19 protein-coding genes are annotated in these 22,735 nt (G+C 61.1%); 7 read left to right on the top strand and 12 right to left on the bottom strand.

Annotated features, from left to right (window positions below; all coding sequences use genetic code 11):
- Positions 1-36: 36 nt before the first annotated feature.
- The 4 genes from DET50_RS05815 to DET50_RS05800 form a co-directional block, all read right to left on the bottom strand.
- Complete coding sequence (locus DET50_RS05815) at positions 37-1,149, bottom strand: HupE/UreJ family protein (protein WP_113861932.1); 1,113 nt, start codon at positions 1,147-1,149, stop codon at positions 37-39.
- Positions 1,146-2,177, bottom strand: coding sequence for a tetratricopeptide repeat protein (locus tag DET50_RS05810; RefSeq protein ID WP_258546054.1), 1,032 nt, complete (start codon positions 2,175-2,177; stop codon positions 1,146-1,148). The genes DET50_RS05815 and DET50_RS05810 overlap by 4 nt, the downstream gene beginning before the upstream one ends.
- A gap of 169 nt (positions 2,178-2,346) precedes the next feature.
- On the bottom strand, positions 2,347-2,577 hold the full coding sequence (locus DET50_RS05805; protein ID WP_113861931.1) for a hypothetical protein: 231 nt from the start codon (positions 2,575-2,577) through the stop codon (positions 2,347-2,349).
- A gap of 12 nt (positions 2,578-2,589) precedes the next feature.
- Entirely contained in the window at positions 2,590-4,074 is a 1,485-nt protein-coding gene (locus DET50_RS05800) for a DUF4331 domain-containing protein (RefSeq protein WP_113861930.1), read from the bottom strand.
- A gap of 165 nt (positions 4,075-4,239) precedes the next feature.
- Here DET50_RS05800 and DET50_RS05795 point away from each other — a divergent pair, with 165 nt between their 5' ends.
- From DET50_RS05795 to DET50_RS05775, 5 genes are all read left to right on the top strand, one after another.
- Positions 4,240-4,797 carry a sigma-70 family RNA polymerase sigma factor gene (locus DET50_RS05795; protein WP_113861929.1) on the top strand — a complete coding sequence of 186 codons (558 nt, stop codon included), beginning with the start codon at positions 4,240-4,242 and terminating at the stop codon, positions 4,795-4,797.
- A complete protein-coding gene (locus DET50_RS05790; protein WP_113861928.1) occupies positions 4,794-5,489 on the top strand; it encodes an anti-sigma factor in 696 nt (231 codons plus the stop codon). Before DET50_RS05795 ends, DET50_RS05790 begins: the two co-directional genes overlap by 4 nt.
- Before the next feature lie 142 nt (positions 5,490-5,631).
- Complete coding sequence (locus DET50_RS05785) at positions 5,632-6,639, top strand: methionine ABC transporter ATP-binding protein (protein WP_113861927.1); 1,008 nt, start codon at positions 5,632-5,634, stop codon at positions 6,637-6,639.
- A complete protein-coding gene (locus DET50_RS05780; protein WP_091998835.1) occupies positions 6,639-7,304 on the top strand; it encodes a methionine ABC transporter permease in 666 nt (221 codons plus the stop codon). The genes DET50_RS05785 and DET50_RS05780 overlap by 1 nt, the downstream gene beginning before the upstream one ends.
- Positions 7,305-7,488: 184 nt before the next feature.
- On the top strand, positions 7,489-8,271 hold the full coding sequence (locus tag DET50_RS05775) for a MetQ/NlpA family ABC transporter substrate-binding protein (protein ID WP_113861926.1): 783 nt from the start codon (positions 7,489-7,491) through the stop codon (positions 8,269-8,271).
- A gap of 162 nt (positions 8,272-8,433) precedes the next feature.
- Here DET50_RS05775 and DET50_RS05770 read toward each other — a convergent pair whose 3' ends face one another.
- Positions 8,434-9,087 carry a peroxiredoxin gene (locus tag DET50_RS05770; RefSeq protein ID WP_113861925.1) on the bottom strand — a complete coding sequence of 218 codons (654 nt, stop codon included), beginning with the start codon at positions 9,085-9,087 and terminating at the stop codon, positions 8,434-8,436.
- Between the two features lie 145 nt (positions 9,088-9,232).
- Entirely contained in the window at positions 9,233-10,597 is a 1,365-nt protein-coding gene (locus DET50_RS05765) for an alanine/glycine:cation symporter family protein (protein ID WP_113861924.1), read from the bottom strand.
- Between the two features lie 200 nt (positions 10,598-10,797).
- On the opposite strand from DET50_RS05765, the gene DET50_RS05760 reads away from it, so the two are divergent.
- Positions 10,798-11,232 (top strand): CBS domain-containing protein, encoded by a 435-nt coding sequence (locus tag DET50_RS05760; RefSeq protein WP_113861923.1) that lies wholly within the window; start codon positions 10,798-10,800, stop codon positions 11,230-11,232.
- Positions 11,233-11,258: 26 nt separating this feature from the next.
- A complete protein-coding gene (fghA, locus tag DET50_RS05755; RefSeq protein WP_113861922.1) occupies positions 11,259-12,104 on the top strand; it encodes an S-formylglutathione hydrolase in 846 nt (281 codons plus the stop codon).
- Here the strand turns inward: fghA and DET50_RS05750 are convergent, their stop codons facing one another.
- From DET50_RS05750 to DET50_RS05725, 6 genes are read right to left on the bottom strand one after another with little or no spacing between them, the layout of a single operon-like run.
- The gene (locus DET50_RS05750) at positions 12,105-14,957 is read right to left on the bottom strand and encodes an EAL domain-containing protein (protein WP_113861921.1); all 2,853 of its coding nucleotides are present in this window, start codon (positions 14,955-14,957) and stop codon (positions 12,105-12,107) included.
- Positions 14,950-15,390 carry a response regulator gene (locus DET50_RS05745; RefSeq protein ID WP_113861920.1) on the bottom strand — a complete coding sequence of 147 codons (441 nt, stop codon included), beginning with the start codon at positions 15,388-15,390 and terminating at the stop codon, positions 14,950-14,952. The genes DET50_RS05750 and DET50_RS05745 overlap by 8 nt, the downstream gene beginning before the upstream one ends.
- Positions 15,383-18,685, bottom strand: a complete 3,303-nt coding sequence (locus tag DET50_RS05740) for a PAS domain-containing protein (RefSeq protein ID WP_113861919.1) — start codon at positions 18,683-18,685, stop codon at positions 15,383-15,385. Before DET50_RS05740 ends, DET50_RS05745 begins: the two co-directional genes overlap by 8 nt.
- Complete coding sequence (locus DET50_RS05735) at positions 18,678-20,924, bottom strand: ATPase, T2SS/T4P/T4SS family (RefSeq protein WP_113861918.1); 2,247 nt, start codon at positions 20,922-20,924, stop codon at positions 18,678-18,680. The genes DET50_RS05740 and DET50_RS05735 overlap by 8 nt, the downstream gene beginning before the upstream one ends.
- Positions 20,925-22,061 (bottom strand): sensor histidine kinase, encoded by a 1,137-nt coding sequence (locus tag DET50_RS05730; protein ID WP_113861917.1) that lies wholly within the window; start codon positions 22,059-22,061, stop codon positions 20,925-20,927.
- Positions 22,054-22,722 (bottom strand): GTP-binding protein, encoded by a 669-nt coding sequence (locus tag DET50_RS05725; RefSeq protein ID WP_113861916.1) that lies wholly within the window; start codon positions 22,720-22,722, stop codon positions 22,054-22,056. The genes DET50_RS05730 and DET50_RS05725 overlap by 8 nt, the downstream gene beginning before the upstream one ends.
- Positions 22,723-22,735: the final 13 nt, after the last annotated feature.

Below are 22,735 nucleotides of genomic sequence, written 5' to 3'. Positions count from 1 at the left end.
TAACGCGGTAGCCGGCAACGGCTACCGCAGGCGATTTCAGATGAAAGCGGCCCGCTCGGCTGCCCACACAAGGCTCGTACCCACCACTGCCAACAGTATGGCCGGGACGATAGCCCGCTGGTAAAGTCGCCACCGCGAGAACAGGCACAGAACAGGGAAACCCAGCACCAGCAGCCCCAACTGCCCCAGCTCCACGCCCAGATTGAATCCGGCCAGCGCCACGGCCATGTCCGAGACACCACTGGTCAGATCCCCCAGCACACTGGCGAAGCCGAATCCGTGTATCAGGCCGAAGGCAAACGCCAGTTTCCAGGTTTTCCGGCCCAGCACAGGCCAGATTACGTTCACTGCCGCGACGGCAATGGACAGTGCGATGACCGTCTCGACCCAGGCGATGGGCAGGGTCACCAGATTCAGGGCCGCCAACGCCAGTGTGATGGAGTGAGCGACGGTAAAGGCGGTGACGATCCCGGCCAGCCGGACGATGCTGGATCTGATGGTGTCGCTCCCTGTCTCCGGGGCCATGAGGCTGACCGGCAGGACGAGCACCAGCAGGAACAGGATGTGATCGAGGCCAATCAACAGATGGACCACCCCTTCCACGAGAAACGCTGCGAAAGTCTCCAGCGTGCGGGATGACCCGGAGGTCAGCGGCAACGTGTTGCGGTCCGGCGACAGCACCGCAAGCGTGGAACCGGAATCGGAGGTGATCCGGACCAGCCCCCGGTGGAGGCTGTCCCGGTCGAATAGCAGCGAATACTGCAGTTGCCCGGGATCATCCCCATCCGGGCAAACGATCCGGTAACGCGCTGCCGCATAGCGGCCGTCACTGTGCCGGCTCAGTCCCCACTCAAGGCCCTGAAGGCGGCAAACACCGGACTCTGCCGATAGCTCAAGCCCGTTTTCCACCGTTCGGGTGATGATCGGGCGCTGATTGCGCACCTCGCGGCCAGTGATCTGCCGGTCCTGGTTTTGATCCAGTGGCACCAGTAATGCAAGGTCACGCAGGGCGACATCGATACGCAGTTCCCCGGCATCCGAATCCAGGTAAATAAAGCTGTCGCTGGCCTTGTGGGCCAGTGCAGTGCCGCTCTGACTCAGAAATGCCAGAAGCAGCAGCCATGGTGCCCAGAGTCGGAGCCCTGTCATGAAGCTACCTCCGGATAGCGGGCGTCGGTTTGCCCATACTGCTCCAGCCACTGGCGGAGAAATGCGAGCGTATCCCGGTTTCCGGCGGCCTGTGCCGCGCGCAGCAGCAGCCGGGTATCCAGGGGTTCCCGTTGGGATTGCCAGTTGTCCCAGGCGTGTTCCAGAGCCTGTTCGGGACGGCCTTCCACGTCCAGCAGAAAACGGGCGTAATCGCGCTGGTGTAACAATGCCCCGCGCCAACGGGCCTCGCTGAAACGCTCCCGGAGTTGTTGGGTAAGGGCGTCCTGTTCCGGGTGCTGGCTGCGGTGCATCGCGATGGCGCGAATGACCGCCAACGAGTCGACCTGCTCGTAGCTTTCGGTAAGCGCCACTACCTCGCGATAATGCCCCCTTTGAAGGTGCCAGTCCGCGAGCTGGGCCCGGATGTACAGATCGGAGGGGGAGGCCGACAGCACGTCGCGCCAGTGTCTGGCTGCTGCCTCCCGGCCCAGTTGTGCTGCGATGTCACCCAGGGTTCCCTCGGCCCAGAGTCGCGCGGTCGGGCGCTTTGCATCGGAGTTGGCCAGGCGTGTTTCGAGTGCCCGGTACGCGGCCTCCGGATCCCCGGTTCTGGCGGCAACCTGGGCGGAGCAGCTCTCGGCGATAAGCCCCGGGTAGTCGAGTGCCAGCTGGTAGCAGTGGTGTTGCGCTTCAGCGTAGCGACCCCGCACTGTCTCCAGATTGGCCAGGGTAAGCCGGGCCTGGATCCGGTGTTGGCGGTTCCGGCTTCGTTCCAGCACCACGGTGAGATCCTCCCGGGCCTGCTCGAATCGGTGCAGGCTCTGGGAGAGCGTGGCCCGGAGTACCAACAGCCGGTCGTTGAGCGACGATTCCGGCCACCGCTGGAACAGCCGCTCCGCATAACCCAGGTAACGCGGGTCGCCGGTGCTGCGGGCCTGGCTAATCAGGTTCTGAACCCGGTCGGCAAGGTCGGTTGATGTTGTCGGGAGTTGCTCGGGTATCGGTGGGGTGTCGGGCAGGGTCGCCACGACAGCGTCGTCCGCGAAATCGCTTTGGATTGGACTCGGCGCCGCCTGCAACGGGTCTGGAGACAACAACAGGCCAGCGAGACCGAGCCCAATCCAAAAAGCCCTGCCCCGGAGGGCAGGGAGGAAGGTGGCCGGACACAAATCAAGCAAGGTCCGGCTGCCTTTGGTGTTAACGGAACAGGTCATCATAGGCCTGCGGATTGTTCTGATCGTTGAAGCTGAAATCGACCGGATTGACCGCCACAGGTGCCTTCACCTTGCCGGTAGCGGCAATCTGGGCCTTCACGAAAGTCGTGAAATCAACCGATGGATTCGGGCGCCCGTTGCTGGAGCCTCCGAAGCAGCCGCTCAGCAGGGCTACGAGCAGTCCAATGGACCCCAATTGAAACAGAGTTCTCATTGTTGGTACCTCTTATTCGTTGGGTGAGCCGGCAATCGGGGTTGCCAGGTACGGGAAGACTTCGTAGTCCGCCGGCAACGTTGACGGATCCGCTGCCAGCTGGACCCCGTCGGTATAGGCAAGGCTTCCATCCGGTGCGTCTGCCGGGTCGGCCAGTACCCCCATTGCAACGCGCAGGGCAATATCGACGGTGTCATCATAGGGGCGTCGGCCATTCGGGAAGCCGGCGTCATCACCGCCAAGCACGCCAAGATCGGATTGGGAGTCCAGTGGCGTTGCAGGAATCGTCGGGTTCAGACGCAGCATCTCGGAAGCGGTCACGCCAACCGGCATGTTCACGCCGGGAACACCGGTCAGGAAGGCAGTGATCAGGTCGTTTCTCGGGAAGTTATTAGGCGCCTCGACCGGGAAGAGAACTTCGAGCAGTTCCGGCAAGGTGGGATGGGTTACATAAGTCAGGAACTGACCGTCGTCCCTGGGCTCGCTGGCATTGAACCTGTCCTTGTCTTTAAGGCCGATCACCACCTCGTTCACCAGCGGCATGCCCAGTCGGGAAACCTGGGTGTAGGCCCCGCCCTCCACGGTCGCCCCCTTGCCGTTGGCGGAAGGGGCAGGATTAAGTACCCGAGCCTGACGAACGCTGGCGGTGGTCCAGGCGCCGAGCACCGGCTGGTCGTTGGAGTTCACGGCCGACCCGGTCAGACAGCCGGTTGGGACTTCCAGGGCGAAGGAGGTGACGTTCTTGTCGGCCAGGTCACCGGCACCCTCGCCGTTGCGTGGCCCGAGCGGGTTGGTGTTGACCAGGTCAAAGATCTCGCCGAGATTGACCGCGAACGCCTCTTTGCGCTGGCCGACGAAGACCCTGCCGTCGGTGTTGCAGCCGGGGATATCGATACCGAACACGTGCTGGTTCGCGTAGGCCGCATAATCGGCGAAGGACTTCGCACCTATGTTATCCAGGGGCTTGGCGAAGGTATCGGTACCGGTGCTGACGTTGGTGGCGGTCTGTACCGTGCCCGTGTTCCGATCCCCGGTAACAACCTTCACGCTGTATTGCTGGCGGAGTTGCACGTTGGCGTTATTGGTGGCGTCGCCGATGTTTTTCAGCGGGACAGACACCATCTCCGTGTTGCCTTCGGTTCCCACCGGCAGCTGAATGTCGTTCAGCACATCCTGAAGCTCGAATCGGAACGTCAGATCTTCTACGGCGTCGCCATCATTATCCACATGGATCTCATAAATGGCGTCTTCGTCCAGGTCAAAGTAATTCGGGCCGCCATAGGCATCCTGCAGAGGCAGATAATTGGCAATAAGGGTCACAAATCCCTCACGACCGGATTCGTAGCTGCGAAACATGTAGAAGTCAGTACCATCAACCTTGGGCACCTCTGTGATGAATGGTGCCTCGCGATGGCTGGAGCCGTGGCTCAGGCCGGCGGACAGCACAGCGCTGGCCACTGCAATGGTGAGGCCGGAGCGTTTTAGTACGTTGTTCATCCCGTTCTCCTCAGGTAAGGGTTTCTTGGTGTTGCACAGGGGTAACGGAGGAGCACGCAGGAAAGATGCACAGTCGAATAAATTTTTCCGGATAGCCTTGAAGCGCATCCCTGAAGCCGGGGGCCGCGTATTACCCGAAAACAACGAGGACAATAAGGGGTAGCTATGACACAGACCGATGCCGATCAGGACCAGCTCATGCGGCTGCTGATGAAGATTTCCCAGCAGGATCGACGGGCATTCCAGGAGCTGTATGAACACATTGCGGCGCGTATGTTCGGGCTTTGCCTCCGGCTAGCGGGGCAGCGGGAGCTGGCGGAGGAAGCGCTGCAGGACGCCTTCATCCAGATCTGGCACCGTGCCGGTGAGTACCACAGTGACCGGGGCGCGCCCCTGGGCTGGATGATGACCATTGCCCGCTACCGCACCCTGGACCTCATCCGTGCCCGAAAGGTGCGACAAACGGTCAACGATGAGGATCTGAACGAACTGGACGACGGTCGAGACGGGCCGCTGGAATTGTCCCTGCGCGAGTCCGGTGCGCAAAAACTGACCGGCTGCCTTGATGAGCTGTCCGATGTTCAGCGTGACAGCATCCTGTTGTCCTATTACCGTGGCTTTACCCATGAAGAGCTGGCACAGGCCCTGAGCTCCCCCATCGGTACCGTAAAGAGCTGGATACGGCGCGGGCTGATGGCTTTGAAAAGGTGCCTTGAACAATGAAAAAGACACCGGAACGAATCGAAGCGCTGGCAGCGGAGTACGTCCTCGGGTCCCTCAGGGGAGCGGCCCGCCGCCGTTTCGAACAGTGGATGATGGAATCGACCCGGGTACGCCGGGAAGTCTGGTTCTGGGAAGAAAAACTGGGTGATCTGGCCCGGGACGTCCCCGAGAATCAGCCCCCGGCGTCGGTCTGGAACAACATCGAACGCCGGCTCTGGGGTGCGCAAGAGCAGCCCGGGAAACCTGCCCGTGGTATCGGCCGCTGGTTCTGGCCCAGCTGGAGCATGCTGGCCACCGCGGCGGTGCTGGTCCTGGCGGTGGTACTGATTCAGCAGCCAAAACCGACCGGGGAGCAGCTCTCCGGTGCCATTGTGCAGGCGAACCTGGAAGACCCGCTCTGGCTGGTCAGTGAATCCGGGACCGAGAACCTGCTGAAACTGCGCTCGGTGGCCGCCTCTGCTGCGGAAGCGGGCAAGGATTATGAGCTCTGGGTGGTACCGGAAAACGGCCAACCGCTCTCGCTCGGGGTGATTCCCGCCGGCGGGGTGCACCGGGTCCGGCTGAGTGACGAAGCCCGTGAGGCGCTGTCCCGAAGCCGTACCCTGGCCATCAGTCTGGAGCCGACCGGCGGTTCACCCACCGGTGCGCCCACCGGGCCTATCCTGCACGTGACGAAGCTCTACTCGCTATAGACCGGCAAAGCTACTTGCTACCGTGGTTGTAAGGGCATTTACCCATACCCTGGCCACGGTTGGTAATTCATTCCCATTCGGGTTTGGTCACGGATTGCGCTATAATCGCCGGTTTTAACGCTGCACCCACAAGGCGCTGACTGTGATTGTATTTGACCAGGTACAGAAGTCGTATCAGGTGGGCGGCCGGGCGATCCCTGCGCTGCACCCCACGGATATGACCGTTGAAACCGGCGAGGTCTTCGGCATCGTCGGTCACTCCGGGGCGGGCAAGTCCACCCTGGTGCGTCTGATCAACCTGCTGGAACCACCCACCGGTGGCCGCATCCTGATCGACGACGAAGACATCACCGGCTACAACCCGGCCCAGTTGCGGGCATTCCGCCGCAAGGTGGGCATGATCTTCCAGCACTTCAACCTGCTCTCGTCCAAGACCGTGGCGGACAACATCGCTTTCCCGATGAAGCTGGCAGGCATCTATTCGAAGACCGAGATCCGGGAGCGGATCGAGGAACTGCTGGCCCGGGTCAGCCTGACTGACCATGCCAACAAGTACCCGTCCCAGCTCTCCGGCGGCCAGAAGCAGCGGGTGGGCATTGCCCGCGCCCTGGCCTGCCGTCCGACCATCCTGCTGTGCGACGAGGCTACCAGTGCCCTGGATCCGCAGACCACCCAATCGGTCCTGAAGCTGCTTGCGGACATCAACCGCGAGCTGGGCCTGACCATTGTCCTGATCACCCACGAGATGGACGTGGTGCGCCGGGTCTGTGACCGGGTGGCAGTGATGGACGCCGGCCGCGTGGTGGAAATGGGACCGGTGAGCGACGTGTTCCTGCACCCGCAGCATCCCACTACCCGGGATTTCGTGTTCGAGAGCGAGAGCATCGACCACCAGGAGCTGCAGGAAGATCTGCAGAAAGCCAATGGCCGTATCCTGCGCCTGACCTTCAAGGGCGAGTCCACCTACCAGCCGCTGCTGGGCAGCGTGGCCCGCAAATCCGGCGTGGATTTCAGCATCCTGTCCGGCCGCATCGACCACATCAAGGATACCCCCTACGGCCAGCTGACCCTGTCTCTGGTCGGTGGTGACCTGAACGTGGCCATGCAGGAATTCGAAGCCGCCGACGTCCATGTGGAGGTGCTGCGCTGATGGAAGCCTTATTGAGTAACGTCGACTGGAGCGAAATCGGCTGGGCTAGCTGGGACACTCTGGTGATGGTGGGTATGTCCCTGCTGTTCAGTGTGCTGATCGGCCTGCCCATCGGGGTGCTGTTGTTCCTGACCGGCAAACGTCAGTTGCTGGAGCAGCCGGTGGCCTACGCCGTGCTGTCGTTTGTTGTGAACGTGCTTCGATCGGTTCCGTTCATCATTCTTCTGATCGTGATGATCCCGTTCACCGTGATGCTGATTGGCACCTCGCTGGGTGTCGCCGGTGCCATTCCCCCGCTGGTGGCTGGTGGTGCGCCCTTCTTCGCCCGCCTCGTGGAAACCTCTCTGCGGGAAGTGGACCGGGGCATCATCGAGGCGACCCAGGCCATGGGTGCCAACGTGCGCCAGATCATCCTCGGGGCTTTACTGCCGGAGGCCCTGCCGGGCATTATCGCCGGCATTACCGTCACCGCCATTACCCTGGTGTCCTATGCCGCCATGTCCGGTGTTATCGGCGGTGGTGGTCTGGGCGACCTGGCTATCCGCTTCGGTTATCAGCGATTCCAGACTGACGTCATGGTGATTACTGTGGCGCTGTTGGTGATTTTTGTACAAGTACTCCAGATGGTTGGCGACCGTCTGGTTTTGTATTTCAGTCGTAAGTAGCCGTCAGAGTTTTGGGGGGAGCCGCCGACGGGCGATGCTTCCCGAAAAACGCCCGTGAATACGTCCCTGTAGGGCTTGGTCGCGCCATCCCTGGCGCTCCACGTTTTCGGGAAGCATCGCCCGCCGGCGGCCCGAGCCAACAGGACCATCTAAGTTCAATGTCTCTTACACAGGAGAACAGGTTATGAATTTCAAGAAGACCCTGGCCGCGTTTGCAGCCGCCGCCACTTTTTCCGTTGCCGCTTCTGCCGAGGAGCTGTCCGTGGCAGCAACTCCCGTGCCTCACGCGGAAATCCTGGAGTTCGTGAAGCCAACCCTGGCTGAGCAAGGTGTGGAGCTGGACGTGAAAGTCTTCACCGACTACATCCAGCCCAACATCCAGGTGGACCAGAAGCGGATGGATGCCAACTTTTTCCAGCACAAACCGTACCTGGAATCATTCAATGAAGGCCGCGGTACCAACCTGGTGACCGTCACCGGTGTTCACGTTGAGCCGTTCGGCGCTTATTCGAGCAAGATTGATTCGCTGGATGCGCTTGAAGACGGTGCCGTAGTTGCAATTCCGAACGATCCGACCAACGGTGGTCGTGCCCTGTTGTTGCTGCAGAAGGCAGGCCTGATCAAGCTTGAGGACCCGAGCAAGATCACTTCCACCGCCAGCGACATCGTGGAAAATCCCAAGAACCTGGAGTTCAAGGAACTGGAAGCTGCGACCCTGCCGCGTATCCTGAACCAGGTGGACCTGGCGCTGATCAATACCAACTACGCGCTGGAAGCGGGCCTGAACCCGTCTGAAGACGCACTGGTGATCGAGGGTTCCGAGTCTCCGTATGTGAACATCCTGGTTGCCCGTCCGGACAACAAGGACAGCGAAGCCATGCAGAAGCTGGCGGCGGTGCTGAAGTCCGAGGCGGTGAAGGACTTTATCCTGGAGAAGTATGAGGGTGCCGTGGTTCCGGCATTCTGATAGGGATGTAAAAGAGGGGTCAGAAGAACGAGTTCTTCAGACCCCGGTGGGTTTGGTCCGGGCTCATAAAAAAGGGGTCAGATGAAAGCTTTCATCTGACCCCATCTTGGAACCTTGCTCCGGGGTCAGAAGAAGCTTTTCTTCTGACCCCTTCTTCATTCCTCAGTCACCACCCCAGTTGGTCTTGGGATCCGGTGTCATGCGCAGGTAGGACTTCACCGCCTTGTAGCCCTGCGGGAACCGTTCCTTGATCTCTTCCTCGTCCTGCAGGGACGGCACGATTACCACGTCACCGCCACGTTCCCAGTTACCCGGGGTCGCAACCTTGTGTTCGTCGGTCAGCTGCAGGGAGTCGATGACTCGCAGCACTTCGTTGAAGTTACGACCGGTGGAGGCCGGATAGGTGATGATCAGGCGCACCTTCTTGTTAGGGTCGATCACGAACAGGGAGCGCACGGTCAGGCTGCTGTCGGCATTGGGATGGATCATGTCGTACAGCTCGGAAACCTTGCGGTCCTCGTCGGCGATGATCGGGAAGTTCACCGAACAGCCCTGGGTTTCCTCGATGTCTTTCACCCATTCCTTGTGGGAGTCGACCGGGTCGACACTCAGGGCAATGGCCTTGACGTTACGCTTGGCGAACTGGTCCTTCAGCTTGGCGGTGAGGCCGAGCTCGGTGGTGCACACCGGGGTGAAGTCTGCCGGGTGGGAGAACAGAACTCCCCAGCTGTCGCCAAGCCAGTCGTAGAAACGGATCTTGCCTTCTGTTGAATCCTGTTCGAAATCCGGTGCGGTATCTCCAAGACGCAAACTCATAGATTCTCTCCTCTGATGGTCGTTCCGGTTTCTTGAGTGTATACAAGTATTCTGGTGCTGGATGAGGTGAATACAAGGGTGCAATGATCCACCTCATCCAAACACTTTTTTACATCGATATAACAGGAACTTGAGAGCCTGCCTATCAATCAACGCCCAGTGCTTTCTCCCGGGCAAAGTGCTCACGGGTCAGCTTGAACACCACCGGACTGAGCAGTAACAGGGCCACCAGGTTGGGCAGCGCCATCATGGCGTTAAGGGTATCGGCCACCAGCCAGACAAATCCCAGGTTCAGGGTGGCGCCGATGGGGATCGCAATGATCCAGGCAACCCGGTAAGGCACGATCGCCTTCACGCCAAACAGGAACTCGATGCTGCGCTCGCCATAGAACGACCAGCCCAGAATGGTGGTAAAGGCAAACACCGCCAGGGCAATAGCAACAATATAGTTGCCCACACCCGGAAGCGCATCGGCAAATGCCAGGGAGGTGAGTTCGGCTCCGGAAACGCCGTTGGTCCACGCGCCGGAGGTGATGATCACCAGGCCGGTAATGGTGCAGATGATGATGGTGTCGATGAACGTGCCCAGCATGGCCACCATGCCCTGGTTGATCGGGTCACGGGTCTGTGCGGCGGCATGGGCGATTGGCGCGGAGCCGAGGCCCGCCTCGTTGGAGAAAATGCCCCGGGCGACACCGAATCGGATCGCCGCCCAGACCGCGGCGCCGGCAAAACCGCCCTCGGCGGCAATCGGGCTGAAGGCATGCTTGAACACCAGCGCGATAGCGGCCGGGAGCTCAGCGGCGTTAATGGCGAGTACCGCGAGGCCGGCCAGCAGGTAGGAGATGGCCATCAGCGGAACCAGGGCACTGGCGACGTGGCCGATCCGACGGATACCGCCAATCAGCACCATGCCTACCAGTACCATGAGGATGACGCCGGTGGCCCAGTGGGGCAGACCGAAGTTGGCCTCCATCACGTCTGCCACCGAATTGGCCTGTACCGTGTTACCGATGCCAAAGCCGGCGATGGCGGCGAAAATGGCAAACAGGACACCCAGCCAGCTCCATTTACTGCCCAGACCGTTGCGGATGTAGTACATGGGGCCACCGACGTGATTGCCGCGCTCGTCCACTTCGCGGAAACGCACCGCCAGTACCGCCTCGGAATACTTGGTGGCCATGCCCACCAGGGCGGTCAGCCACATCCAGAACAGGGCGCCCGGCCCGCCCAGGAACACCGCGGTGGCGACGCCGGCAATATTGCCGGTGCCGACGGTGGCCGAGAGTGCGGTCATCAGGGCCTGGAATGGCGGAATTTCACCCTCGGTTTCAGCCCCGGTGGCCTTGCGCCCCTGCCACATGAGCCTGAAACCTGCGCCCAGTTTCAGCACCGGCATCAGCTTGAGGCCGATGCTGAGGAACAGCCCGACCCCGAGGATCATGACCAGCATGGGAGGGCCCCACACCAGACCGTTGATCTGACCAATAAAATTTTCAATGGCTGACATGGGGATCTCCCTGCGTTTGCCATGGATTGAGAAAGTGGATTTGCCCTAGTCAGGGTATAACTGATTGAGTTTAGTCAGTTATTTTCACCTGTAAACCGTTTTCGCCGAATCGGTTTTCCTTTTGCACGGTGATTGCCTATGTTTAGGGATAGGCGGGCCGCTTTGGCCTGCAATGAAAACGGAAGTGGAGGGATTTGCCCATGCGGTCACTGAAAGTATCCGATGTGATGTGGAACCACATTGAGCCGGTTCGCTGCGGCACACCCCTGACCAAGGTAGTCAAGACCCTGCTGACCAACCATGTCACCGGTCTGCCGGTAGTGGATGACCAGCGGCGTGTGCTGGGGTTTGTTTCCGAGCAGGACTGCATCCATTCCCTGCTGGTGAGCAGCTATCACTGTGAGGGTGACCCGATCGTGGACGATGTCATGTTCCGTCAGCCTCTGACCATCTCACCGGAAATGTCAGTGGTGGATCTGGCCCAGAACCTCGGCGCCGGTAAGCCGAAAGTGTATCCGGTGGTCGACCATGGCAAACTGGTCGGCATTGTCACACGTACAGCTATCCTGTCCGAGCTGGCCCGAACCGGTTGTGGTCTTGAGTTGCCGAAATACGCCAGCGCGGACGAGGACTGAGTTCACCTTTCAGACCGGGACCAATTATGGAACTGCTATCCACAAACGTTTGTTTTGGTGGCGAGCACCGCCGTTACCGCCACACCTCCGCGAGCCTTGAATGCGATATGGAGTTCGCGGTGTTTCTGCCCCCCTCCGCCGTGGGCAGCTCGCCCAGGCCGGCGCCGGTGCTCTACTGGCTGTCCGGGCTGACCTGCACCGACCAGAACTTCATGCAGAAAGCCGGTGCCCAGAAACTGGCCGCGAAACTGGGCCTGGCCATCGTGTGCCCGGACACCAGCCCACGGGGACTCAACCTGCCGGGCGAGGATGACAGCTACGACTTCGGAACCGGCGCGGGTTTTTACATCAATGCCACCCAGCAGCCCTGGGCACCCCACTACCGGATGTACGATTACGTGGTGAAGGAGTTGCCGCAGCTGGTGGAGAACGAACTACCGGTGACGGACCAGCGATCGGTCAGTGGCCATTCCATGGGTGGGCACGGTGCCCTGATCTGTGCCCTGAAGAATCCGGGGCACTACCAGTCTGTTTCCGCCTTTGCGCCGATTGCCAATCCCACCGAGTGCCCCTGGGGCCAGAAGGCGTTCAGTGGTTACCTGGGCGATGATCGCTCAAGCTGGGAGCAGTGGGATGCTACCTTGCTGATCCCCACGGCCCGGGAACGTCTGCCGCTGCTGGTGGACCAGGGCACCGCCGACGAGTTTCTCGAGACTCAGCTCAACCCGGAGGCGCTGGCGGATATCTGTGAAAAGTTCCACCACCACATCAATCTGCGCATGCACCGGGGCTACGACCACAGCTATTTCTTCATCGCCTCGTTCATCGATGATCACCTGAACCACCATGCCAAAGCCCTGGGGTTGATCTGATCAGCCCTGAAGGGTCTGGTGGTGCTGGAACGCCTTCTGCACGTGCTCACGGATCTGTTTGTCGTCCCAGGGCTTGGTCAGGAATTTGTAGATAGAGCCCTCGTTGATGGCTTCCGTCACCGATTTCAGGTCGGTGTATCCGGATAGCACGATGCGGACGGTATCCGGGTGTATCGCCTTCACCCGGCTGAGAAATTCTGTGCCTGACATTTCCGGCATCCGCTGGTCCGAGATGATCACCTGGACATCGTTCTCTGCCAGCAGGCTGAATGCTTCATGCACACTGCTGGTGGTCAGGATCCGGTAGCCATCCCGCCGTAATACCCGGGTAAGTGCCCGCAGGATGTTGCTTTCATCATCCAGCAGCAACAGGGTTTTCTCCGGGCTGTCCTGATCATCGGCAGTGTTGTTGGCGTAACCGCCCCGGGTGTGCATGTACTCTTCCAGCAAATTGAGGGGCATGGGCCGGGCGAACAGGAATCCCTGCAGCAGGTCGCACTGGTTCCGGCGCAGGAACGCCGCCTGAGCGTCGGTCTCCACCCCTTCCGCCACCACGTCCAGGGACAGGTGGTGGGCCATGGAAATCACCCCCTGGGTGATGGCGGCGTCGCTGCGGTCCTGGATGACATCCCGGATGAACGAGCGGTCAATCTTGATCTTGCTGGCTGGCAGCAGCTTGATGTAGCTGAGGCTGGAAAAGCCGGTACCAAAATCGTCAATGGCAATGCCTACCCCGAGATCTCTCAGATCATGCAGGGTCCGGATCACCTGATCGGCGTCGTAGAGCACCGCCGACTCGACAATTTCCAGTTCCAGCGCTTCCGGGGGCAGACCGGAGGCTTCCAGTGCGTCGCCAACAGCGCCAATAAATCCGGCTTTTCTTACCTGCATGGGTGACACGTTTACCGCGACGGTGCAGTCCCGGAACCCGGCCTTATGCAGCCGGAGCATGTCTCTGCAGGCCTGCTCCAACACCCACTGGCCCAGGGCGATGATCTGGCCGGTCTCCTCCGCCAGGGGCAGGAAATCCCCGGGCGATACCAGGCCCCGTTCCGGATGATCCCAGCGCACCAGGGCTTCCACCGCCCGGGCCTTGCCGGTGCGGGAATCGACCAATGGCTGGTAATAGAGGGTGAGCCGCTCATTGTCGATGGCATCCTGCAGCTCGTTGCGCAGCTTGACCCGGTAGCTGGCCTCGGTGTTGAGCTGCTCGGAGAACCACTGGTAGGTGTTACGCCCCATCTGTTTGGCCCGGTACATGGCCAGGTCGGCTTGCTGGATCAGTTCCGTGGGCTGGCTGATGCTGCCGTCGGTGGTGGCGATACCAACGCTGGCGGTCAGGTGCAGATTTTCGTCGTTGACCTTATAGGGCGCAGAGAGCGTGCGCATGATCTGCTCGACCACCATCAGGGCGTCATCGTTGCGGGCCAGATCCGGCAACAACATCACATACTCGTCGCCACTGACCCTGGCTACGGTATCACCGGTCCGGCAGACCTCCATGAGCCGGCGAGCCACTTCAATCAGCAGCTGGTCGCCGGTGCGATGGCCGAGGGAGTCATTGATCAGCTTGAAGCCGTCCAGGTCGATGAACAGCAGGGCCAGGGTGCGGCCATGGCGCTGTGCGAAGCGGCAGGCCTGTTCCAGGCGGTCTTCCAGCAGGGCCCGGTTGGGAAGTTGGGTGAGCACATCGTGGCTGGCGTTGTAGGCCAGCTGGTTCTCCACATCCTTGCGCTCGGAAATATCGTTCTGGACGCCGACAAAGTGGGTCACTTCACCCTCGTCGTTGCGGATCGGTGACAGGTACAGGTCGTTCCAGAACGGCGTGCCATCCTTGCGGAAGTTGCGTAGCACCACGGAGGTCTCGCCACCGGTGGCGAGGGCTTTGCGGATCTCCGAGAGTGCCTGTTCGTTGCTCGGATCGTCACTGTAGCCCTGCAGGAACCGGCAGTTCCGGCCGACCGCCTCTTCCGGGCTGAAGCCGGTGATACGTTCGAACGTGGGGTTCACGTACACCAGGGGCATGTCCGGTCTCTGGGCATCGGCGATGACAATGCCGTTGGAGCTGGACTCGATGCACTGTTGCAGTAGGCGCAGCCGACGGCTGTTATCAATCTGCCGGGTCATGTCGGTAACCATCACCAGATCGAGGGGGTGATGGTCGAGCACAATGCGTTCGGTCAGGAGTTCGACATACAGGCTGTCGCCATCCCGGGTCCGGTGTTCTTCCAGGGTGCTGCCCTCGCGCAGGATGACACCTTCCCGCGGAACAGGGCTGGTATTGCAGCGCAGATCCGACAGTGACAAGTCTGCGACTTCTTCGGCCCGGAAGTCATAGAGTGCCAGGGCGGCCCGGTTCATGGATTCGATACGTCCCGACTCAGGCTGTACCAGGTACATGGGCGCCGGATTGTTTTCAAACAACAGTCGGTAATGGGCCTCGCTGCTGGCCAGATCTTCGTTGGCGGCGGCCCGGTCCACGGCGTAGCGGATGCTTCGAATCAGGGTATGACCATCCAGCCGGCCCTTGACGAGGTAATCCGCCGCGCCCAGTTCCACCGCCCGGGCATCCAGATCGGCATCGCCCTGGCCGGTGAGCAGGATGAAAGGAGAGGTAATCCCCCGGTCCTGGGCTTCCCGGATGACATCCAGGCCGGAATCCGGGCCCAGTCGGAGATCGACGAGGGTGACATCGATTTGCTCGTGGTCCAGGGTTTCGAGCCCGGCAGCCATGGTGTCCAGCCAGATCAGTTCAACGCCCGAAGGGCTGACGTCGTGCAGGAGATCCCGTGTGATCAGGTAATCGTCTTCGTCGTCCTCGATGAGCAGGACACGGAGCATCGGCTCAGTCATGTTCCTTGTTGATCCACTGTTTTGTGAGTGACTCTACGACATCCAGCAGATCGCTGTATTTCCGGGGCTTGACGATATAGTCATTGGCTCCCCGCTGCTGGCAGAAGTCGCGGTCATCCTGATCACTGGATGTGGTCATGATGACCGTAGGCAGTACCTGTAGCCGGGGATCCGACTTGATCTCCTGCAGGGACTGGCGGCCATCCTTGAGCGGCATGTTCAGATCCAGCAGCAACAGGTCCGGAATCGGACAGGTCTGGCCCTCGCGGTCCGGATGCTGGCCGTGGAGGAAATCCATCAGTTCTTCGCCATCGTGGACAAAGCACAGCGTGCAGTCGGCACACTGGTCCTCGAAGGCTTCCCGGATCATCAGACAGTCGTCCGGGTCATCATCGGCAACCACCACCAGGGCGGGTTTTACAGGTTTATCCATCCTTGCTCTGCTCCTGTGCAGGACTGCTTGTGAACCGGATCCGGAACGTGGTTCCTTCGCCGGGTGCGCTAACCACGGTGATCTCCGCACCGTGGCGATCCAGGATTTTCTTCACAATGGCCATGCCAATCCCGGTACCCGCATACCCCTCCCGGCTATGCAGGCGCTGGAACGGGTGGAACAGTTTCTGGGTGTAGCGTGGGTCGAATCCGATCCCCCTGTCCTGCACCACCAGCGTCCAGCCCGAGTCATTCACATCCTCAGCATAGACGGAAATTTCCGGGGGTGTGCCAGGGGTATGGAATTTGATGGCGTTGCTGAGCAGGTTCTGGAATACCTGGCGCAGCTGGGTCGCGTCTCCCACCAGATCCGGCAGCGGCTGAATGTTAATGCGGGCCTGCTCCCGGGCAATGGCGGTGTCCAGGTCCTGAAGCACGCCGGTAAGGACGTCATCGGTGTGGCACAGCGCCATCGGTTTGGCGCGGGTGGTGACCCGGGAGTAGCTCAGCAGGTCCTCGATCAGCTGCTGCATGCGTCCGGCGGCGGACTGCATGCGTTTCAGGTAGTCCTGTTCGCTGGGGCCGAACTGGTCGGATTTGGTCATCAGCCGGTCGGAGAAAGCCTGGATCTTGCGCAGGGGTTCCTGCAGGTCGTGGGACGCCACGAAGGCGAAATCCTGGAGTTCGCGGTTACTCCGTTCCAGTTCGGCCATGGCCGCTTCCAGCTTCTGCTGAGCTTCCTTGCGCTCCCGGATGCTGCGATAGTACACCGCGAGACCTTCGTCGGACGGGTAGGCGCTGACTTCGAGCCAGTTATCCAGGGGCGCATAATACGCTTCAAAAGAAACGGATTCGCCGGTTTCCATGGCATGGCTGTACTGGTCATCGAATTCTGTCCCGATGGCCTCGGGAAACATTTCCCACAGACTGTGTCCGATCAGATCTTCCCGTTTTTGGTGCAGGAGTTCTTCTGACTTTCGGTTGACGTAGGTAAAGCGCCAGTCGGCATCGAGGGTAAAGAAAGCATCGGTGATACTCTCGAAGATGTTCGCCTGTCGTTCCGCATAGCGCCTTATTTGCTCCATCGCCTGATGGCTGGTGGTGATGTCCTGGAACGCGCCCTGAAGTTTCACCACCTTGCCCTCATCGTCCTGCACCGCATGACCGATGGATCGAACCCAGCGCAGGTTGCCCTTGGCGGTGCGTATCTGCAGCTCCTCGTCGAAGGGAATGCCGGTCTCCATGCAGAGCAGCACCGCTGCCCGAATCTGCTCCCGGTGCTCGTCGACATAGAAATTGATGGCGTCCTCTACGTCCGGCGCCTGACCCCGCGGTAATTCGTGGATATCGCAGACGCCATCCGACCAGACGGATTGGCCGGTTGACAGGTCGACTACCCAGCCGCCCAGCAGCGCCAGGCGCTCAGCCAGTTTGAGCAGGGCCTCGTTTTCTCTCAGCTTTTCTTCAATCGCCAGCTGTTCGGTGGTATCCCTGGCAACCACGTAGATCAGGTCGTCGGCACTGAGGATGGCATTGATCTGCAACCAGTGCGGGTTGCCTTCAAAGTCCAGCGCCCGGACCAGCAGGTCCTTGATCTCATGGCCCTCGGTCAGTGCTTGTACCGCCCGGACGACTTTCTCGTGGTCTTCGGCATGGATCAGGTCCATATAGGAACTGCCCAGCAGCTGCTCCCGGGTGTAGCCCAGGGTATGGACAAAGGTTTCGTTGAGCTCGAAAAAATGGCTGTTCAGGTCAACGATGCAGAACATGTCCGGAGACAGTGCGAAAAACTGGTCCCGTTCCCGGGACAGGGTTTCGTTGGTGGTCCGCAGCTCCCGCTCCTCTTCCAGGTGCTGGTTCAGCACGTCGTTCAGTTCCGCCAGGCTGCGGGCTCGTTGTTCGGACTGACGCCAGAAAAAATGCGACAGCATAACCAGGAAGCTTAGTCCCAGGCCGGTGAACAATACCGCCGGCGGTAGGTAGAGTTCACCCGGGGGAAGGCTGCCTCTGCGGGTGTAGACCTCTATCCTGCGTTCACTGTCGTGGTGTGGCGTGATCCTGTGGGAGGCCAGCAGTGATTCCTGGGTCGGGGGGATATCCGGTGCGCTATCGAAGACGGCCTGGTCGTGGTGGTACACCTTGATATGCAAGTTGCCGTCATAGTGGGCCGTCAACTTCTCGTAGACGGTCTGGAGATCCACCACGGCAAGAACTGACCACGAATAACTCGGGCCCGGAGTGATCGGAACGGCAACGGCTGCGTGATAACGGTTCTGATTGTCCACCAGTGGTGCACTGAGATGCGCGTTGCGGGACTCGATGGTGTGATTGAGCCAATCCCGGTTTTGCTGGTCTGACACGAAGATTTCCAGCCAGCCACGGTAGCCGAGGGTGCGGGATTCGGTTCGCACCGGGCTGTGCTCCCGGTTGAGGATGGTGATCAGCCGGAGGTCCGGGAAGTCACGGAGGTAGCTGCTCACTTCCTGTTCCCAGAAACTTTCCGGTGGAACGCCATCAAGCAGTTCCCAGCGTTCAGCCAGACGGCGGATCAAAGCCAGTTTGACACCGAACGCGGAGTCGGCCGAAGCCTCGAGCTGACTCGCCAGTGACTCGGCACGCTCGATCAGACGCTCGCCGGATTGCAGACGCAGGGCGTGCCAGCTCAGAGTGGTGACCAGGATGCCCAGGATGCCAAGCACAAGCAGGCCCTTGGAATAAAACTGCACTTCACTGCGATAGATGGAATACAGGAACGGCAGGGTCAAACCCGCGAGCATCACCAGGGGGCTGAGGACTAGGGTGGATTCGGTGATATTGCCCTGCCCCAGGGCGGACAATGCCGGATACCAGTGGGACAGCAGCGACAGCAGACCGAGGCCGAACACCATCGGGCCGCAGACCAGCCCGACAAACCAGCCCCGGGAAAGGTGCATGGCGGCCAGCCCGCTCAGGCTGATCAGCAGAATCACCAGCAGCAGTAACGGGTTGAGAGCGGCGATGTCCAGCCAGTCGCTCTCGGGAAAATGGGGTGCCAGTGTCAGCAGCGAGGCAAGGACAATGAGGATGAAGCCCAGGCCGGTCGCGAGCCAGCGGTACCGCAACAACAGCGCCAGGAAGGCGGCGCAGAGGGTCAGTGCTACCAGCCCGGCACCGGGACGCAGTGACAGGCGGCCGACGCCTTCCGGTCCGCTGATACCGAAGTCGATCAGGATTATCAGACCCACGGAACCCAGGGATATGGCCAGGGCGAGGGTCAGGCAGTACCAGAAGGCCGGTCGCTTGAGCGCGTTAACCATGGAGTACCTGGGGCCCCAGCAGGCGCAGGATTTCGTCGGCAGTGGTCAGACCGTCGCGCAGTTTTTCCAGGGCATCGTCCAGCAGCACCATCATGCCCTTCTCCCGGGCGAGGGTCTCGATCTGCATGGCGCTGGCCCCTTCGGTAATGGCAATCCGGAGTTCCTCGTTCATGGTCAGCACTTCGTGAATGGCGACCCGGCCCTTGTAGCCCTTGTGACATTTCTCGCAGCCCCGGCCGCGATAGAAACGCAGATCCTCACTCAGGAACTGTGGCCCCAGCTGTTCCAAAACCTCCGTGGGCCGCTCGGTTTCTTCCCGGCAGTGGGTGCAGATCCGCCGCACCAGACGCTGGGCGATGATGGCTTCCAGCGCCGAGGCCAGCACGAATGGCTTCAGGCCGAGATCCAGCAGTCGCGCCACGGTGGCCGCGGCAGAACTGGTATGCAGGGTAGAATAGACCAGGTGCCCGGTCATCGCCGCGTGGAACGCCACATCGGCGGTTTCCTCATCCCGGATCTCGCCCAGCAGGATCACATCCGGATCCTGGCGCAGGATTGCCCGCAGCACGCTGGCGAAATCCAGCCCTATCCGGTCCTTGACCGGCACCTGGCCGGCCATGTCGACATGGAACTCCACCGGGTCCTCGATGGTGACGTAATTGCGCTCCGGCGAGGCATTGTGCTGCAGCAGCGCATACAGGGTGGTGGTCTTGCCGCTACCGGTGGGACCGGTGGCCAGGATGATGCCCTGGGGCTTGGCAATGACATGCTTGAGCCGGGCCAGGTTGTGCTGTGACAGTCCGAGATCCTCCAGGGACTGGGCCGAAGACTGGCGCTCCAGCACCCGCATGACCACCTTCTCCCCGTTGATGGTGGGCAGGGTGGAAATCCGCAGGTCGACGATCCGCATCGGGGTCTTGACGGTGATCCGGCCATCCTGGGGGCGTCGCCGCTCGGTGATGTCCAGCTCCGCCATGACCTTGATGCGCGAGACCACCGACATCAGCAGGTTGGTCGGGATGTGGATCTTGTCCTGAAGCACGCCGTCAATGCGGTAGCGCACCACCAGCGACTTGGTGCGGGGATGAACGTGGATGTCGCTGGCGCCCAGGCGCAGGGCCTCGAGGATAATGGCATTCACCAGCCGGATCGCCGGTGGCTCTTCGGAGCTGCCGAGCAACTGTTCCAGGGATTCCTGGTCGGCGTCCTCGTCCAGCACGATCTCGATGCCCTCGTAGGGATCGTCGGAGCCCACCTTGGTGGTGATATCGTCCAGATCGTTGGTGTCGCCGAAGATCTCAGCCAGCTTGTTCTGCATCTGCGAGGTTTCGCACAGCAGCGGGTGGATGGTGTAGCCGGTCATGAACCCCAGCTCGTCGATCAGGTTGATGTCCATGGGGTCCACCATGGCCAGGCGCAGGCGCTGGCCACTGGCCCGCAGCGGCAGCACCAGCTGGCGGGTACAGATTTTCTGGGGGACCAGGGACAGCAGGCTGGGGTCCGGCTGGAACTCCCTCAGGTCCACCTCTTCGAACAGCATGTCGTCCCGCAGCAGTTCGAAGACCTTGGTGAAGTCCACCCAGTCATGCTTGAGCAGCTGGCGCACCACCGGTGTTTTCTGGCTCTGCATTTCCCGGTGCAGCTGCTGGATCTGCTGGGGATTGAGCCAGCCTTTCTTGTGCAACAGGATGGCCAGCTGGCTGCGGTTGGTGGCAGTCAGCTTGCTGATGGTCTCGAGGTCGCGGCCCTGTTTCTGGGTCTGTTGCTCCAGGCTCCGGTTGCGCTGCATCAGCTCGTACTGTTCCAGCGCCAGGGCGATGGTCAGGCGGATGTCGTCATCGTTCCAGGGCTTGAGGATGAACCGGTAGACCGCACCGTCCTTGATCGAGCCCATCACCGCGTCGGTGTTGGCGTGACCGGTGAGCATGATGCGGATGGTCTGGGGCCAGCGCTCCCGGACTTCCCTGAGCAGTTCGCTGCCATTCATGCCCGGCATCATGAAGTCGGTCATGATCAGCTCGACCGGCTGCTTTTCCAGGATTTTCAGGGCCTCGGCACCGCTGCGGGCGAACAGAAGTTCGTAGTTTTCCCGCTGGAACACCCGGCGCAGGGACGCCAGGATGTTGGGCTCGTCGTCCACCAGCAGCAGGCGATAGGGCGCGGCGCGCTTGGTCGGCTCCGGGGCCGGTTGTTTGTCGGTGTCGTTTCCGTAGAACAGGGATGCGTAGCGATTTGCCATTCAGGAACCTTGTTGGACTGGCAGTGAGAGGACGACTCGGGTACCCGCCCCCTCCTGGCTGTCGAGTGTCAGTTGGCCACCGTGGGCGCGGACCGTATCCCGGGCCACGGTGAGTCCCAACCCGGTGCCGGATCCCACCGGCCGGGTGGTGAAAAAGGCATCGAAGACCTGGCTGCGAATCGTCTCCGGGATGCCGCAGCCGTTGTCCTGGATGATCACCTGGATACCGGTATTGTCCGCCAGGGTCCTGACCAGGATGCGGCCATCCTCCCCGACCGCCCGGGCCGCGTTGTCCAGCAAATTGAAAAGGGTCTGCGACAGCCTGGACGGATGGCCCGGGATCCTGGGCAGCTCTGCAAGGTTCTCGGTGATGTTCAGTCGGTGGTCATGCTCGGTCTGTACCAGGTGACAGGCGCTGCGCAGCAGGCTGTTCAGGTCGCACAGGGCATTGTCGGCCTGATCGATGCTGGAGAAGGTCTTCAGGTCAGCGACGATGCTGGCAATGCGGTCGGTTCCATCGATCGACTCGTTCAGCAGATCGTGGAAATCCTCCAGCAGTTCCCAGTTCTCGGCGGTTTCAGGCAGCAGGGGCTCCAGATTCTGGACATAGTCCCGGGCCACCCGCAGGTTGCTGCTGATGAACCCGACGGGATTGTTGATTTCGTGGGCGACACCGGCGGCCAGATGACCAACCGAGCGCAACCGGGCACTCTCGTAGAGTTCCTGCTGGGTCTGGCGGATCACGGCGACCTGTTCATCCACTTTCTGTTGCAACTGGTCGGACAGTTCCCGGTATTTGGCCTCGGATGCCCTGAGGGCCTCGTTCTGACGCTGAAGCTCCGCATAGCTGGCTTCGGTGGTGTCATGGTGGATATTGGCGGCCAGGCGATACTTGGCCACGAACAGCATCAGGAAGGATACCAGTTCGGCCGCGGCCCCCCGTTCCACGGCCGAGGCGCCACCGCTCAGCCAGCCGACGGTTTCCAGGTTGAATTCCACCGGAACGGCGTCCCCGGCACGGTTTTCGCTGATCACCACCGGCGCCCGGCACAGGGCGCTCAGCCCGTTGCTCAGTCTCTGGAGCTGGTCCGGGGTCAGCAGGTCGGACAGTGTCGGATCGTCCTCGAAGTTACGCATCATCCACCCCGTGGCTGGCGCTCAGTCGGCCAATGAAAGTGGCCCGGTCAATGCCGTGCTTGCCGGCAAGGTCGAACTCGGCATCGATGCCTGTATAAAGGCGGTCGAGCAGAGTCCGGAAGGTTTCGATGACTCCCGTGCCCTGAAGGGCGGAGGCCATGGCCAGTGGCGCCCAGGGCGTACCCGCCCAGCGTGCCTGGAGTTCGGCCTCGTCCACCACGGCAGGCAGGTCGCGCTTGTTGAATTGCACCACCATGGGCAGGGCGTCGATATCCAGGCCCACTTTGTCCAGGTTGTCTTCCAGGTTGCCGAAGGCGATGGCGTTGTTGTCCTGCTGGGCGACCTGGGAGTCGGCCACGAACACCACCCCGTCGGCCCGGGACAATACCGCCTTGCGGGTACTGTCGTGCTGGACCTGTCCGGGCACGGTATAGAGCTTCAGCCTCAGGTCCAGCCCGGAGCGGCTGCGCAGACCGATGGGCAGCATGTCGAAGAACAGGGTGCGGTCGTCCCGGGTCTCGAGCACCATCAGCTCGCCCTTGCGCTCGGGATTGAGCAGGGAATGCAGCTGCATCAGGTTGGTGGTCTTGCCGCTCAGGGCCGGGCCGTAGAACACCACCTTCAGGGCGAGCTTGTTGTCTTCCGGGCTGAAATCAGGCATTACGCAGGTCCGC

This window comes from Marinobacter pelagius (assembly GCF_003315345.1).
GTDB lineage: Bacteria > Pseudomonadota > Gammaproteobacteria > Pseudomonadales > Oleiphilaceae > Marinobacter > Marinobacter pelagius_A.
The sequence above is the reverse complement of the archived record's forward strand: the minus strand, read 5'-3'. Positions and strand labels throughout refer to the sequence as shown.

Bases quoted from the DNA above. Each gene is read 5' to 3' on its own strand.
- DET50_RS05745 (WP_113861920.1), bottom strand. From the start codon at position 15,390: ATGGATAAACCTGTAAAACCCGCCCTGGTGGTGGTTGCCGATGATGAC.
- DET50_RS05795 (WP_113861929.1), top strand. From the start codon at position 4,240: ATGACACAGACCGATGCCGATCAGGACCAGCTCATGCGGCTGCTGATG.
- DET50_RS05750 (WP_113861921.1), bottom strand. From the start codon at position 14,957: ATGACTGAGCCGATGCTCCGTGTCCTGCTCATCGAGGACGACGAAGAC.
- DET50_RS05800 (WP_113861930.1), bottom strand. From the start codon at position 4,074: ATGAACAACGTACTAAAACGCTCCGGCCTCACCATTGCAGTGGCCAGC.
- DET50_RS05815 (WP_113861932.1), bottom strand. From the start codon at position 1,149: ATGACAGGGCTCCGACTCTGGGCACCATGGCTGCTGCTTCTGGCATTT.
- DET50_RS05740 (WP_113861919.1), bottom strand. From the start codon at position 18,685: ATGGTTAACGCGCTCAAGCGACCGGCCTTCTGGTACTGCCTGACCCTC.
- DET50_RS05735 (WP_113861918.1), bottom strand. From the start codon at position 20,924: ATGGCAAATCGCTACGCATCCCTGTTCTACGGAAACGACACCGACAAA.
- DET50_RS05790 (WP_113861928.1), top strand. From the start codon at position 4,794: ATGAAAAAGACACCGGAACGAATCGAAGCGCTGGCAGCGGAGTACGTC.
- DET50_RS05770 (WP_113861925.1), bottom strand. From the start codon at position 9,087: ATGAGTTTGCGTCTTGGAGATACCGCACCGGATTTCGAACAGGATTCA.
- DET50_RS05780 (WP_091998835.1), top strand. From the start codon at position 6,639: ATGGAAGCCTTATTGAGTAACGTCGACTGGAGCGAAATCGGCTGGGCT.
- DET50_RS05730 (WP_113861917.1), bottom strand. From the start codon at position 22,061: ATGCGTAACTTCGAGGACGATCCGACACTGTCCGACCTGCTGACCCCG.
- DET50_RS05775 (WP_113861926.1), top strand. From the start codon at position 7,489: ATGAATTTCAAGAAGACCCTGGCCGCGTTTGCAGCCGCCGCCACTTTT.
- fghA (WP_113861922.1), top strand. From the start codon at position 11,259: ATGGAACTGCTATCCACAAACGTTTGTTTTGGTGGCGAGCACCGCCGT.
- DET50_RS05765 (WP_113861924.1), bottom strand. From the start codon at position 10,597: ATGTCAGCCATTGAAAATTTTATTGGTCAGATCAACGGTCTGGTGTGG.
- DET50_RS05805 (WP_113861931.1), bottom strand. From the start codon at position 2,577: ATGAGAACTCTGTTTCAATTGGGGTCCATTGGACTGCTCGTAGCCCTG.
- DET50_RS05725 (WP_113861916.1), bottom strand. From the start codon at position 22,722: ATGCCTGATTTCAGCCCGGAAGACAACAAGCTCGCCCTGAAGGTGGTG.
- DET50_RS05760 (WP_113861923.1), top strand. From the start codon at position 10,798: ATGCGGTCACTGAAAGTATCCGATGTGATGTGGAACCACATTGAGCCG.